The sequence below is a fragment of the Pseudomonas sp. HMWF006 genome (genome assembly GCF_003061205.1).
In the GTDB taxonomy this organism is placed as follows: Bacteria; Pseudomonadota; Gammaproteobacteria; order Pseudomonadales; family Pseudomonadaceae; genus Aquipseudomonas; species Aquipseudomonas monsensis.
Genome location: NZ_QAIU01000083.1, coordinates 1 through 11,854, shown reverse-complemented (window position 1 = coordinate 11,854; position 11,854 = coordinate 1). Strand labels below are relative to the sequence as shown.

General features: G+C 54.5%; 25 protein-coding genes. All 25 read left to right on the top strand.

Annotation, left to right across the window (positions count from 1 at the left end; translation table 11 throughout):
• Positions 1–211 precede the first annotated feature (211 nt).
• The 25 genes from rpsJ (at position 212) to rpsK (ending at position 11,821) form a co-directional block, all read left to right on the top strand.
• On the top strand, positions 212–523 hold the full coding sequence (rpsJ, locus tag DBR24_RS03240; protein WP_003186070.1) for a 30S ribosomal protein S10: 312 nt from the start codon (positions 212–214) through the stop codon (positions 521–523).
• 80 nt (positions 524–603) lie between these two features.
• The gene (gene rplC / locus DBR24_RS03235) at positions 604–1,239 is read left to right on the top strand and encodes a 50S ribosomal protein L3 (RefSeq protein ID WP_003228738.1); all 636 of its coding nucleotides are present in this window, start codon (positions 604–606) and stop codon (positions 1,237–1,239) included.
• Between the two features lie 12 nt (positions 1,240–1,251).
• The gene (gene rplD / locus DBR24_RS03230; protein WP_003228735.1) at positions 1,252–1,854 is read left to right on the top strand and encodes a 50S ribosomal protein L4; all 603 of its coding nucleotides are present in this window, start codon (positions 1,252–1,254) and stop codon (positions 1,852–1,854) included.
• Positions 1,851–2,150, top strand: a complete 300-nt coding sequence (rplW, locus tag DBR24_RS03225; RefSeq protein WP_002555488.1) for a 50S ribosomal protein L23 — start codon at positions 1,851–1,853, stop codon at positions 2,148–2,150. The genes rplD and rplW overlap by 4 nt, the downstream gene beginning before the upstream one ends.
• 14 nt (positions 2,151–2,164) lie before the next feature.
• A complete protein-coding gene (gene rplB / locus DBR24_RS03220) occupies positions 2,165–2,989 on the top strand; it encodes a 50S ribosomal protein L2 (RefSeq protein ID WP_003228734.1) in 825 nt (274 codons plus the stop codon).
• Positions 2,990–3,005: 16 nt separating this feature from the next.
• Positions 3,006–3,281 (top strand): 30S ribosomal protein S19, encoded by a 276-nt coding sequence (gene rpsS, locus DBR24_RS03215; RefSeq protein WP_011336172.1) that lies wholly within the window; start codon positions 3,006–3,008, stop codon positions 3,279–3,281.
• An 11-nt stretch (positions 3,282–3,292) separates the two neighbouring features.
• Positions 3,293–3,625 (top strand): 50S ribosomal protein L22, encoded by a 333-nt coding sequence (gene rplV / locus DBR24_RS03210; protein WP_003103908.1) that lies wholly within the window; start codon positions 3,293–3,295, stop codon positions 3,623–3,625.
• 13 nt (positions 3,626–3,638) lie between these two features.
• On the top strand, positions 3,639–4,325 hold the full coding sequence (gene rpsC, locus DBR24_RS03205; RefSeq protein ID WP_003176422.1) for a 30S ribosomal protein S3: 687 nt from the start codon (positions 3,639–3,641) through the stop codon (positions 4,323–4,325).
• Between the two features lie 12 nt (positions 4,326–4,337).
• Positions 4,338–4,751 carry a 50S ribosomal protein L16 gene (rplP, locus tag DBR24_RS03200; protein WP_003228729.1) on the top strand — a complete coding sequence of 138 codons (414 nt, stop codon included), beginning with the start codon at positions 4,338–4,340 and terminating at the stop codon, positions 4,749–4,751.
• The gene (gene rpmC / locus DBR24_RS03195; protein WP_002555481.1) at positions 4,751–4,942 is read left to right on the top strand and encodes a 50S ribosomal protein L29; all 192 of its coding nucleotides are present in this window, start codon (positions 4,751–4,753) and stop codon (positions 4,940–4,942) included. Before rplP ends, rpmC begins: the two co-directional genes overlap by 1 nt.
• A 2-nt stretch (positions 4,943–4,944) precedes the next feature.
• Positions 4,945–5,211 (top strand): 30S ribosomal protein S17, encoded by a 267-nt coding sequence (rpsQ, locus tag DBR24_RS03190; RefSeq protein WP_003194644.1) that lies wholly within the window; start codon positions 4,945–4,947, stop codon positions 5,209–5,211.
• A gap of 23 nt (positions 5,212–5,234) precedes the next feature.
• Positions 5,235–5,603 carry a 50S ribosomal protein L14 gene (rplN, locus tag DBR24_RS03185; RefSeq protein WP_002555479.1) on the top strand — a complete coding sequence of 123 codons (369 nt, stop codon included), beginning with the start codon at positions 5,235–5,237 and terminating at the stop codon, positions 5,601–5,603.
• Positions 5,604–5,614: 11 nt separating this feature from the next.
• Positions 5,615–5,929: a 50S ribosomal protein L24 gene (gene rplX, locus DBR24_RS03180; protein WP_003186046.1), complete on the top strand. Its 315-nt coding sequence runs from the start codon at positions 5,615–5,617 to the stop codon at positions 5,927–5,929.
• Between the two features lie 20 nt (positions 5,930–5,949).
• Positions 5,950–6,489 carry a 50S ribosomal protein L5 gene (rplE, locus tag DBR24_RS03175; RefSeq protein WP_003210069.1) on the top strand — a complete coding sequence of 180 codons (540 nt, stop codon included), beginning with the start codon at positions 5,950–5,952 and terminating at the stop codon, positions 6,487–6,489.
• 13 nt (positions 6,490–6,502) lie between these two features.
• Positions 6,503–6,808, top strand: coding sequence for a 30S ribosomal protein S14 (gene rpsN / locus DBR24_RS03170; protein ID WP_003228726.1), 306 nt, complete (start codon positions 6,503–6,505; stop codon positions 6,806–6,808).
• Between the two features lie 209 nt (positions 6,809–7,017).
• Positions 7,018–7,410: a 30S ribosomal protein S8 gene (gene rpsH, locus DBR24_RS03165; protein WP_007918458.1), complete on the top strand. Its 393-nt coding sequence runs from the start codon at positions 7,018–7,020 to the stop codon at positions 7,408–7,410.
• A gap of 12 nt (positions 7,411–7,422) precedes the next feature.
• Complete coding sequence (gene rplF / locus DBR24_RS03160) at positions 7,423–7,956, top strand: 50S ribosomal protein L6 (protein WP_003176412.1); 534 nt, start codon at positions 7,423–7,425, stop codon at positions 7,954–7,956.
• Positions 7,957–7,966: 10 nt separating this feature from the next.
• The gene (gene rplR / locus DBR24_RS03155) at positions 7,967–8,317 is read left to right on the top strand and encodes a 50S ribosomal protein L18 (protein WP_003186037.1); all 351 of its coding nucleotides are present in this window, start codon (positions 7,967–7,969) and stop codon (positions 8,315–8,317) included.
• A 3-nt stretch (positions 8,318–8,320) separates the two neighbouring features.
• Entirely contained in the window at positions 8,321–8,821 is a 501-nt protein-coding gene (rpsE, locus tag DBR24_RS03150; RefSeq protein ID WP_003186035.1) for a 30S ribosomal protein S5, read from the top strand.
• Between the two features lie 2 nt (positions 8,822–8,823).
• Complete coding sequence (gene rpmD / locus DBR24_RS03145; RefSeq protein ID WP_003176408.1) at positions 8,824–9,000, top strand: 50S ribosomal protein L30; 177 nt, start codon at positions 8,824–8,826, stop codon at positions 8,998–9,000.
• Positions 9,001–9,003: 3 nt separating this feature from the next.
• The gene (gene rplO / locus DBR24_RS03140) at positions 9,004–9,441 is read left to right on the top strand and encodes a 50S ribosomal protein L15 (protein WP_003228720.1); all 438 of its coding nucleotides are present in this window, start codon (positions 9,004–9,006) and stop codon (positions 9,439–9,441) included.
• Positions 9,442–10,770: a preprotein translocase subunit SecY gene (secY, locus tag DBR24_RS03135; protein WP_003228718.1), complete on the top strand. Its 1,329-nt coding sequence runs from the start codon at positions 9,442–9,444 to the stop codon at positions 10,768–10,770. It abuts the gene before it with no gap.
• Positions 10,771–10,797: 27 nt separating this feature from the next.
• Entirely contained in the window at positions 10,798–10,914 is a 117-nt protein-coding gene (gene rpmJ, locus DBR24_RS03130; RefSeq protein WP_002555468.1) for a 50S ribosomal protein L36, read from the top strand.
• A gap of 130 nt (positions 10,915–11,044) precedes the next feature.
• Positions 11,045–11,401 (top strand): 30S ribosomal protein S13, encoded by a 357-nt coding sequence (rpsM, locus tag DBR24_RS03125; RefSeq protein WP_003186020.1) that lies wholly within the window; start codon positions 11,045–11,047, stop codon positions 11,399–11,401.
• A gap of 30 nt (positions 11,402–11,431) precedes the next feature.
• On the top strand, positions 11,432–11,821 hold the full coding sequence (gene rpsK, locus DBR24_RS03120) for a 30S ribosomal protein S11 (protein ID WP_002555466.1): 390 nt from the start codon (positions 11,432–11,434) through the stop codon (positions 11,819–11,821).
• The last annotated feature ends 33 nt before the right edge of the window (positions 11,822–11,854 follow it).

The following is an 11,854-nucleotide window of genomic DNA, read 5'->3' as shown; positions in this document are numbered from 1 at the left end:
CGTGAAGGCGGTCGTACCGTCGGCGCTGGCGTCGTAGCCAAAATCATCGAGTAATCTCTTTTATAGAGTCTGCTTGATGGATTGAAAAAGCCCCCGCTCAGCGGGGGCTTTTTTATTGGGTTGACACCTATCTGGGGCGTCTATAGAATTGCGCCTCCTTTTAACGGGCGTATTGCGCCCGGTGGGAATAGCAGCCGGAGTCTGAAATCCAATGCAAAATCAGCAAATCCGTATCAGGTTGAAGGCTTTCGACCATCGCCTGATCGACCAATCAACCCAGGAAATCGTGGAAACCGCGAAACGTACTGGTGCTCAAGTGCGTGGTCCAATTCCACTGCCTACCCGTAAAGAGCGGTTCACCGTTCTGGTTTCCCCGCACGTCAACAAAGACGCGCGTGACCAGTACGAAATCCGCACTCATAAGCGCGTTCTGGACATCGTCCAGCCAACGGATAAAACCGTTGATGCTCTTATGAAGCTTGATCTTGCGGCCGGTGTGGAAGTGCAGATCAGCCTCGGCTAAGACTCGGTCTTAGTCGTGTAACGCTCTGAAATGGGCGGCCATAGCGGGTGAAAGCCCCGTACACTCATGAGGTTTACAACATGACTATTGGTGTAGTCGGTCGTAAATGCGGTATGACCCGTATTTTCACCGAAGAAGGTGTCTCCATTCCGGTCACGGTCATTGAGATCGAGCCGAATCGCGTCACCCAGTTCAAAACTGAAGAGACCGATGGCTATCGTGCAGTGCAAGTCACTGTCGGCGAGCGTCGCGCTTCGCGTGTAACAGCAGCTCAGGCTGGCCACTTCGCTAAGGCGAACGTTGCCGCTGGTCGCACCACCATGGAATTCCGTCTTGAAGAAGGCGAGTACCAGGCTGGCGATCTGATCAACGCTGAAATCTTCGCCGCTGGTCAACTGGTTGATGTAACCGGTCAGTCCAAGGGTAAAGGCTTCCAGGGTACGATCAAGCGTTGGAATTTCCGCGGGCAAGATAACACCCACGGTAACTCCGTATCCCACCGCGTCCCAGGCTCTATCGGCCAGTGCCAGACTCCTGGTCGTGTATTCAAGGGCAAAAAAATGTCCGGTCATATGGGCGCTGAGCGCGTGACCGTGCAGTCCCTGGAAGTAGTGCGCGTGGACGCTGAACGCAATCTGTTGTTGGTCAAGGGCGCTGTTCCTGGCGCTACTGGCGGCAACCTGGTTGTACGTCCAGCAGCCAAGGCTCGCGGTTAAGGGGAAGCTGACATGCAATTAAATGTAAATGACGCTCAAGCGATCGAAGTTTCCGAACTGACATTTGGCGGCGAATTCAACGAGACGCTGGTTCACCAAGCAGTCGTGGCCTACATGGCCGGCGGCCGTCAAGGTAGCAAGCAGCAGAAGACCCGTTCCGACGTTCGTGGTGGCGGCAAGCGCCCATGGCGTCAGAAAGGTACTGGCCGTGCTCGTGCCGGTACTATCCGTAGCCCAATCTGGCGTGGCGGCGGTACCACTTTCGCAGCTCGTCCTCAGGATCACTCCCAGAAGCTGAACAAGAAGATGTATCGCGCAGCAATGCGTTCCATCCTTGCTGAGCTGGTGCGTACTGATCGTCTGGTCGTGGTTCAGGATTTCGCTGTTGAAACTCCGAAAACCAAAGATCTGCTGGGCAAGCTGAACAACATGAGCCTGACCGATGTTCTCATCGTGTCGGACGCTGTTGATCAGAACCTGTACCTGGCTGCTCGTAACCTGCCGCACGTAGATGTACGTGACGTTCAAGGTTCCGATCCAGTTAGTCTGATCGCATACGACAAGGTGTTGATCACCGTGTCGGCCGTGAAGAAATTCGAGGAGCTGCTGGGATGAACCAGGAACGCGTATTTAAAGTTCTGCTTGGCCCGCACGTTTCCGAGAAGGCTACGGTTCTGGCAGACAAGAAAGGCCAGTTCGTTTTCAAGGTTGCTACTGACGCAACCAAGCTGGAAATCAAGAAGGCCGTCGAAAGCCTGTTCAGCGTGAAAGTAGAGCGCGTCACTACCCTGAATGTTCTGGGTAAGAGCAAGCGCACTGCTCGCGGTCTGGGCAAGCGTAATGACTGGAAGAAGGCAGTTATCTCCCTTCAGCCAGGCCAAGATCTCGATTTCAGCAGCAGTGCTGAGTAAGGAAGGGGTGCATCATGGCAATCGTTAAATGCAAACCGACTTCCCCTGGCCGCCGTTTTGTGGTCAAGGTGGTCAACCAGGAGCTGCATAAAGGCGCTCCTCACGCACCGCTGCTCGAGAAAAAATCGAAGACTGGTGGTCGTAACAACAATGGCCGTATTACCACTCGTCACATCGGTGGTGGTCATAAGCAGCATTATCGTATGGTCGATTTCCGTCGCAACGACAAAGATGGCATCGTCGCCACTGTCGAGCGTATCGAATACGATCCAAACCGTACTGCTCACATCGCACTGCTCTGCTACGCAGACGGCGAGCGCCGCTACATCATCGCCCCTAAAGGCGTGAGTGCTGGCGACCAGCTGATCGCGGGCGCTCTGGCTCCAATCAAGCCAGGCAACGCTCTGCAACTGCGCAACATTCCAGTCGGTTCTACCGTACACGGCATCGAACTGAAGCCAGGTAAAGGTGCACAGATCGCTCGTTCCGCTGGTGCTTCGGCTCAGCTGATCGCTCGTGAAGGTGTCTACGTGACCCTGCGTCTGCGTTCCGGTGAAATGCGTAAAGTCCTGGCTGAATGCCGTGCGACCCTGGGTGAAGTCTCGAACTCCGAGCACAGCCTGCGTTCGCTGGGTAAAGCTGGTGCCAAACGCTGGCGTGGCGTTCGCCCAACCGTTCGTGGTGTTGCCATGAACCCGGTTGACCACCCACATGGTGGTGGTGAAGGTCGTACCTCTGGTGGTCGTCATCCGGTATCGCCATGGGGCTTCCCGACTAAGGGCGCGAAGACTCGTGGTAATAAGCGTACCGACAAAATGATCGTCCGTCGTCGCAAGTAAATAGAGGGATACGACAGTGCCACGTTCTCTGAAAAAAGGTCCTTTTATTGATCTTCACCTACTGAAGAAGATCGAAGTGGCGGCGGAAAAGAACGATCGCAAACCAATTAAAACCTGGTCGCGTCGTTCGATGATCCTGCCACAAATGGTCGGTCTGACCATCGCAGTACACAACGGTCGTCAGCACGTCCCAGTTCTCGTTAACGAAGACATGGTCGGCCACAAACTGGGCGAGTTCGCCGGTACCCGCAACTATCGCGGGCACGTGGCTGACAAGAAAGCCAAGCGTTAAGGGGTAAGGAAATGGAAGTAGCCGCTAAGTTGTCGGGCGCTCGAATCTCCGCCCAGAAAGCCCGCTTGGTCGCCGACCAGATCCGCGGGAAGAAGGTGGGCGAAGCGCTCAACCTGTTGGCTTTCAGCAGTAAGAAAGCCGCCGAGATCATGAAGAAAGTGCTGGAGTCGGCCGTAGCCAACGCCGAGCATAACGAAGGCGCAGACGTTGATGACCTGAAGGTCAGCACCGTTTTCGTCAACGAAGGGCGTTCGCTGAAGCGCATCATGCCACGTGCCAAAGGCCGTGCTGATCGCATCGTCAAGCGGTCTTGCCATATCACTGTCAAGGTTGCTGACAAGTAACGGAGTCGAAGAGATGGGTCAGAAAGTACATCCCATTGGCATTCGCCTGGGAATCGTCAAGGAGCACACCTCCGTCTGGTACGCAGACGGTCGGACTTATGCGGACTACTTGTTCGCAGATCTGAAAGTGCGTGAGTATCTCCAAGACAAACTAAAAAGCGCGTCCGTAAGCCGTATCGATATCCATCGTCCGGCTCAAACTGCACGCATCACCATCCACACCGCTCGTCCAGGTATCGTTATCGGGAAGAAAGGTGAAGATGTTGAGAAACTGCGTCAGGACCTGACCAAGCAAATGGGTGTGCCTGTGCACATCAATATCGAAGAGATCCGCAAGCCGGAGCTCGACGGTATGCTGGTTGCGCAGAGCGTAGCTCAGCAGCTGGAGCGTCGCGTAATGTTCCGTCGCGCTATGAAGCGCGCAGTACAGAACGCCATGCGCATTGGTGCCAAAGGCATCAAAATCCAAGTGAGCGGTCGTCTCGGCGGTGCTGAAATCGCACGTACTGAATGGTATCGCGAAGGTCGTGTGCCATTGCACACCCTGCGTGCCGACATCGACTATGCCAACTACGAAGCTCACACCACTTACGGTGTGATCGGTGTAAAGGTTTGGATCTTCAAAGGCGAAGTTATTGGTGGTCGCCAAGAAGAACTGAAACCACAAGCACCAGCGCCTCGTAAAAAAGCTGCTAAGTAAGGGGTACGCCAAATGTTGCAACCAAAGCGTACGAAGTTCCGCAAGCAGATGACCGGCCACAACCGTGGTCTGGCACTGCGCGGTAGCAAAGTCAGCTTCGGCGAGTTCGCGCTGAAGTCTGTTGCTCGTGGTCGTCTCACCGCTCGTCAGATCGAGTCAGCGCGTCGTGCTCTGACCCGTCACGTTAAACGTGGCGGCAAGATCTGGATCCGTGTATTCCCGGACAAGCCGATCTCCAAAAAACCTCTCGAGGTTCGTATGGGTAAAGGTAAGGGTAACGTGGAGTACTGGGTTGCCCAGATTCAGCCAGGCAAAGTCCTGTATGAAATCGAGGGTGTTTCTGAAGAGCTGGCGCGTGAGGCTTTCGCCCTGGCTGCTGCAAAGCTGCCGCTCGCCACCTCCTTTGTTAAACGGACGGTGATGTGATGAAAGCGAATGAACTTCGTGAAAAATCCGCACAGCAGCTGAACGAGCAACTGCTCGGCTTGCTGCGCGACCAGTTCAATCTGCGCATGCAGAAAGCAACTGGCCAGTTGGGGCAGTCTCATCTGCTCTCGCAAGTTAAGCGTGACATCGCTCGCGTGAAGACTGTGCTCAACCAGCAGGCAGGTAAGTGATCATGGCTGAAGCCGAAAAAACTGTCCGTACGCTGACTGGCCGTGTTGTCAGCGACAAGATGGACAAAACCATCACCGTTCTGATCGAGCGTCGCGTTAAGCACCCGATCTACGGTAAATACGTTAAGCGTTCGACTAAGCTGCACGCGCACGACGAAACCAATCAGTGCCACATCGGCGACAAAGTCACTATTCGTGAAACTCGTCCGATGGCCAAGACCAAGTCTTGGGCGCTGGTTGATGTTCTCGAACGCGCTGTGGAAGTCTAAGGGCTAGGGGTCGGAGAAATTATATGATTCAGACTCAATCCATGCTCGATGTGGCCGATAACAGCGGCGCTCGCCGTGTTATGTGCATCAAGGTGCTGGGTGGCTCCCATCGTCGTTACGCTGGTATCGGTGACATCATCAAAGTTACCGTGAAGGAAGCAATTCCTCGCGGTAAAGTGAAAAAAGGCCAAGTGATGACTGCTGTTGTAGTCCGCACTCGTCACGGCGTACGTCGTGCTGATGGCTCCATTATCCGCTTTGATGGCAACGCTGCTGTTCTTCTGAACAACAAGCAAGAGCCGATCGGCACCCGTATCTTTGGGCCAGTGACCCGTGAACTTCGTACTGAGAAGTTCATGAAGATCGTCTCGCTCGCCCCAGAAGTGCTGTAAGGAGATCCGACATGCAAAAGATTCGTCGTGACGACGAGATCATCGTGATCGCCGGCAAAGACAAAGGTAAGCGCGGTAAGGTGCTGAAGGTTCTTGCTGACAACCGTCTGGTTGTTGGCGGTCTGAACCTGGTCAAGCGTCATACCAAGCCTAACCCGATGTCGGGCGTACAGGGCGGTATCGTCGAGAAAGAAGCGCCACTGCACGCTTCCAACGTCGCCATCTTCAACGGCGAAACCAACAAGGCTGACCGCGTTGGTTTCAAAGTAGAAGACGGTAAGAAAATTCGTGTCTTCAAGTCGACCCAAAAAGCGGTTGATGCTTGAACACTGCTAGGTAGAAGACCATGGCACGACTAAAAGAGATTTACCGGAAGGAAATCGCTCCGAAACTTAAGGAAGAACTTAAGCTTTCGAACGTGATGGAAGTTCCGCGCGTTACCAAAATCACCCTGAACATGGGTCTGGGCGAAGCGATCGGCGACAAAAAAGTCATCGAGCACGCTGTTGCTGACCTGGAAAAGATCACCGGCCAGAAAGTCGTTGTGACCTACGCTCGTAAATCCATCGCTGGCTTTAAAGTCCGCGAAGGATGGCCGATCGGTGTCAAAGTGACCCTGCGCCGTGAGCGTATGTACGAGTTCCTGGATCGTCTGCTGTCGATCTCCCTGCCTCGGGTTCGCGACTTCCGCGGCCTGAATGCCAAGTCCTTCGATGGTCGTGGTAACTACAGCATGGGCGTGAAAGAGCAGATCATTTTCCCGGAAATCGACTACGACAAGATCGATGCTCTCCGCGGTCTGGACATTACCCTGACCACCACTGCCAAGAACGATGATGAAGGCCGCGCTCTGCTGCGTGCTTTCAAATTCCCGTTCCGCAACTGATTGGAGTAGGAAAATGGCCAAGAAGAGCATGAAAAACCGTGAGCTGAAGCGTCAGCTCACCGTTGCCAAGTACGCCACCAAGCGTGCAGCGCTGAAAGCTATCATCGTCGATCTGAACGCAAGTCCAGAAGCGCGTTGGGAAGCTACCGTAGCTCTGCAGAAGCAACCACGTGACGCAAGCGCTTCGCGCATGCGTAACCGTTGCCGCCTGACTGGTCGTCCGCACGGCGTTTACCGCAAGTTCGGCCTTGGCCGTAACAAACTGCGTGAAGCTGCAATGCGTGGTGACGTTCCAGGTCTGGTTAAAGCCAGCTGGTAATCGTTGTCAAAGCCTTGATGGTCGGGTTTGCAAGAACCTGACCATCGGTGGCCTTGAATCTGAATCAAGCCCCTTTTGGGGCTTGATTCATTTCTGGGGTGTGTCTAGAATGACCGGCTCGCCTGAGCCCGTGTTTTTCATGCCCGGAAGTTCTCGGCGACAAGTAGTAGCCGCAAGGCTAATTTTTCTGTATTAGGAGCGTCTAGCCCATGAGTATGCAGGACCCGTTAGCGGACATGCTAACTCGAATCCGTAATGCCCAGATGGCTGAAAAGTCTGTCGTAAGCATGCCGTCTTCCACGCTGAAGGTGGCTGTAGCAAAAGTCCTGAAGGACGAAGGTTACATCGCGGATTTTCAGATCACCACCGACGCTAAGCCGTCGTTGTCCATCGAGCTGAAGTACTTCGAAGGCCGTCCGGTTATCGAAGAAGTGAAGCGCGTTAGTCGTCCAGGCCTGCGTCAGTACAAGTCCGTTGAAGATCTGCCGAAAGTTCGTGGCGGTCTTGGCGTGTCTATCGTCTCCACCAACAAAGGTGTGATGACGGATCGTGCTGCGCGCGCTGCCGGTGTCGGCGGCGAAGTTCTTTGCACTGTGTTCTAAGGGGGGATAAGCATGTCTCGCGTCGCTAAGAACCCCGTTAAGCTGCCAGCCGGTGTCGAAGTAAAATTCGCAGGCCAACAGCTTTCGGTGAAGGGTGCCAAGGGTACTCTTGAACTGAACATCCATTCGTCCGTTGAGATCGTTGAAGAAGCTGGTGAGCTGCGTTTCGCTGCTCGCAATGGCGATCAACAAACTCGCGCAATGGCCGGTACCACGCGTGCGTTGGTAAACAACATGGTCCAAGGCGTAAGCCAAGGCTTCGAGCGTAAGCTCCAGCTGGTCGGTGTTGGTTACAAGGCGCAAGCAAAAGGCACGGTTCTGAACCTGGCCCTTGGCTTCTCGCACCCAGTGGATTACGAACTGCCGGAAGGCATCACCGCTGAGACTCCTAGCCAGACCGATATCCTGATCAAGGGCATCGACAAGCAGCTGGTAGGTCAAGTGGCCGCTGAGATCCGCGACTTCCGTCCACCAGAGCCGTACAAAGGCAAAGGTGTGCGCTACGCGGACGAAGTCGTCCGTCGTAAAGAAGCCAAGAAGAAGTAGGGCATAGCAAATGACCGACAAAAAAGTTACTCGACTGCGTCGCGCTCGCAAAGCACGCCTGAAAATGCACGAACTCGAAGTCGTGCGTCTCTGCGTGTTCCGCTCGTCGCAGCACATCTACGCCCAGGTCATCTCGGCCGACGGCAACAAAGTCCTGGCAAGCGCCTCGACTTTGGATAAAGAACTGCGTGATGGCGCCACTGGCAACATCGACGCGGCCACAAAGGTTGGCCAGCTGGTCGCTACGCGTGCTAAGGCCGCTGGCGTCTCGCAAGTGGCTTTCGACCGCTCTGGCTTCAAGTACCACGGCCGCGTTAAAGCGCTGGCTGATGCTGCTCGTGAAGCTGGGCTGGAGTTCTAAGTTATGTCAAATAACGACCAAAAGCGCGACGAAGGCTACATTGAGAAGCTGGTTCAAGTTAACCGCGTAGCCAAAACCGTTAAAGGCGGCCGTATCTTCACTTTCACCGCGTTGACCGTGGTAGGTGATGGTAAAGGGCGTGTTGGCTTCGGCCGTGGCAAGTCGCGTGAAGTGCCTGCTGCGATCCAGAAGGCAATGGAAGCTGCTCGCCGCAACATGATCCAAGTTGATCTGAACGGCACCACTCTGCAGTACGCAATGAAGTCCGCTCACGGCGCTTCGAAGGTGTACATGCAGCCTGCTTCTGAAGGTACCGGTATCATCGCTGGCGGCGCTATGCGTGCTGTCCTCGAAGTTGCTGGCGTTCAGAACGTTCTGGCCAAGTGCTACGGCTCGACTAACCCGGTAAACGTGGTTCACGCCACTTTCAAAGGTTTGAAAGCTATGCAGTCTCCTGAATCCATTGCCGCCAAGCGTGGCAAAAGCGTCAAGGAGATCTTCTGATCATGGCTACCGTTAAAGTAACGCTGATCAAAAGCATGACCGGCCGCATCCCTAACCACAAACTGTGCGTTAAGGGTCTGGGTCTGCGTCGCATCGGTCACACTGTAGAAGTCCAGGATACTCCCGAGAATCGCGGGATGATCAACAAGGCTTACTACATGCTGCGTGTCGAGGGTTAATCGATGAAACTCAATGATCTGAGTCCAGCGCCGGGTTCCCGTCGCGAAAAGCATCGTCCGGGCCGTGGTATCGGTAGCGGTTTGGGTAAGACTGGTGGCCGTGGTCACAAAGGTCAGACCTCCCGCTCCGGTGGCACCATTGCTCCAGGCTTTGAAGGCGGTCAACAGCCGCTGCATCGTCGCCTGCCGAAGTTCGGTTTCGTTTCCCTGAAAGCCATGGACCGCGCAGAAGTGCGTCTGTCCGAGCTGGCTAAAGTGGAAGGCGACATCGTCACCGTGCAGTCCCTGAAAGATGCCAACGTGATCAACGTCAACGTACAGCGTGTGAAAATCATGCTGTCCGGTGAAGTGACTCGCGCTGTCACTATCGGCAAGGGAATCGGCGCCACCAAAGGTGCGCGTGCGGCTATCGAAGCAGCTGGCGGCAAGTTCGAGGAATAAATGGCTAAGCAAGGTGCTCTCTCTGCGCTCGGCAAAGGCGGTATGTCTGAACTCTGGGCTCGTCTGCGTTTTCTGTTCCTGGCGATTATCGTCTACCGAATAGGCGCACACATCCCGGTTCCAGGTATCAACCCGGACCGACTCGCAGACCTGTTTCGACAGAATGAGGGGACCATTCTTAGCTTGTTCAACATGTTCTCCGGCGGTGCGCTGGAACGGATGAGCATCTTTGCACTGGGGATCATGCCGTACATTTCGGCATCGATCATCATGCAACTGATGACAGCCGTCAGCCCGCAGCTGGAGCAGTTGAAGAAGGAAGGTGAAGCTGGCCGTCGCAAGATCAGCCAGTACACCCGCTACGGCACCGTCGTCCTTGCTCTGGTTCAGGCTATTGGCATGTCCATTGGTCTGGCCGGGCAGGGCGTTGCGTTCACTGGTGACTTTGGCTTCCATTTCGTCGCGGTATCCACGTTTGTGGCTGGTGCGATGTTCATGATGTGGCTGGGTGAGCAGATTACTGAGCGTGGTGTAGGTAACGGTATCTCGATGTTGATTTTTTCGGGTATCGTCGCCGGTCTTCCGAGAGCAATCGGGCAGTCTTTCGAGTCTGCACGTCAGGGTGATATCAATATCTTCGCCTTGGTTGCCATCGGTTTGCTGGCAGTAGCGATTATCGGTTTCGTGGTGTTCATTGAGCGTGGTCAGCGTCGTATTGCTGTTCACTACGCCAAGCGTCAGCAGGGCCGTAAGGTTTTTGCTGCGCAGACTAGCCACTTGCCGCTGAAAGTGAACATGGCCGGTGTTATTCCGGCTATTTTCGCGAGCAGCATTTTGCTGTTTCCGGCTTCGTTGGGTGCCTGGTTCGGTCAGTCTGAAGGTATGGGCTGGTTGCAGGACATCTCGCAGTCGATCGCTCCTGGTCAGCCGTTGAATATTCTGCTGTTTAGTGCAGGGATTATTTTCTTCTGCTTCTTCTATACGGCGTTGATGTTCAATCCGAAAGACGTAGCGGAAAACCTGAAGAAGTCCGGTGCCTTTATTCCGGGCATCCGTCCAGGTGAGCAGTCTGCGCGCTACATTGATGGCGTTCTGACTCGCTTGACCATGTTCGGTGCTCTATACATGACGGCCGTGTGCCTGTTGCCCCAGTTCCTGGTGGTTGCGGCAAACGTTCCGTTCTACCTTGGCGGGACCTCGTTGCTGATCGTGGTCGTGGTTGTGATGGACTTCATGTCCCAAGTACAATCGCACCTCGTTTCGCACCAGTACGAATCCCTGATGAAGAAAGCCAACCTGAAGGGTTACGGCAGCGGCATGTTGCGCTGAGTACCCATAAGGTTCGAGGAGTTGGTGATGAAAGTTCGTGCATCGGTGAAAAAGCTGTGCCGTAACTGCAAGATTATTCGCCGCGAAGGTGTTGTTCGAGTAATTTGCAGCGCGGAACCGCGTCACAAACAGCGCCAAGGCTGAGTGTGATTGTGCTTCAAGCCCGGTAGCTAGTGCGCTACCGGGTTGATTATTTGTTATTACAGCGATATTATCTCGCGCCCTATTTCTTGGCTTCCGGGGCGTAGGTAGCTGTCAATTGGAGTCCCACTGAATGGCCCGTATTGCAGGCGTTAACATTCCAGATAACAAGCATACTGTTATCTCGCTGACCTACATCTATGGTGTTGGTCGCACTACTGCGCAGAAGATCTGTGCAGTGACTGGGGTAAACCCAGCAGCAAAGATCAAAGATCTGAGCGACGAGCAAATTGAACAGCTGCGTGGCGAAGTGGCGAAGTTCACCACTGAAGGTGACCTGCGTCGCGAAATCAACATGAAAATCAAGCGCTTGATGGACCTCGGTTGCTATCGCGGTCTGCGTCATCGTCGTGGTCTTCCAGTACGCGGTCAGCGTACCAAGACCAACGCGCGTACCCGTAAAGGTCCGCGTAAGCCGATCCGCAAGTAATCGCCCCAGCGAATCGACAGGAATTTAATCATGGCAAAACCTGCTGCTCGTCCTCGTAAAAAAGTTAAAAAGACAGTGGTTGATGGCATCGCCCACATCCATGCATCTTTTAACAACACCATCGTGACCATTACCGACCGTCAAGGTAACGCTCTTTCCTGGGCTACCTCCGGTGGTTCGGGTTTCCGCGGTTCCCGCAAGTCCACCCCGTTCGCTGCTCAAGTAGCTGCTGAGCGTGCTGGTCAAGCTGCGCTGGAATATGGCCTGAAAAACCTCGACGTTAACGTCAAGGGTCCAGGTCCAGGTCGTGAATCCGCAGTCCGCGCTTTGAACGGCTGTGGCTACAAGATCGCCAGCATCACCGACGTGACGCCAATCCCGCACAACGGGTGCCGTCCGCCGAAGAAGCGCCGCGTGTAATCCAGGAGATTGTAAAGAATGGCTCGTTACATT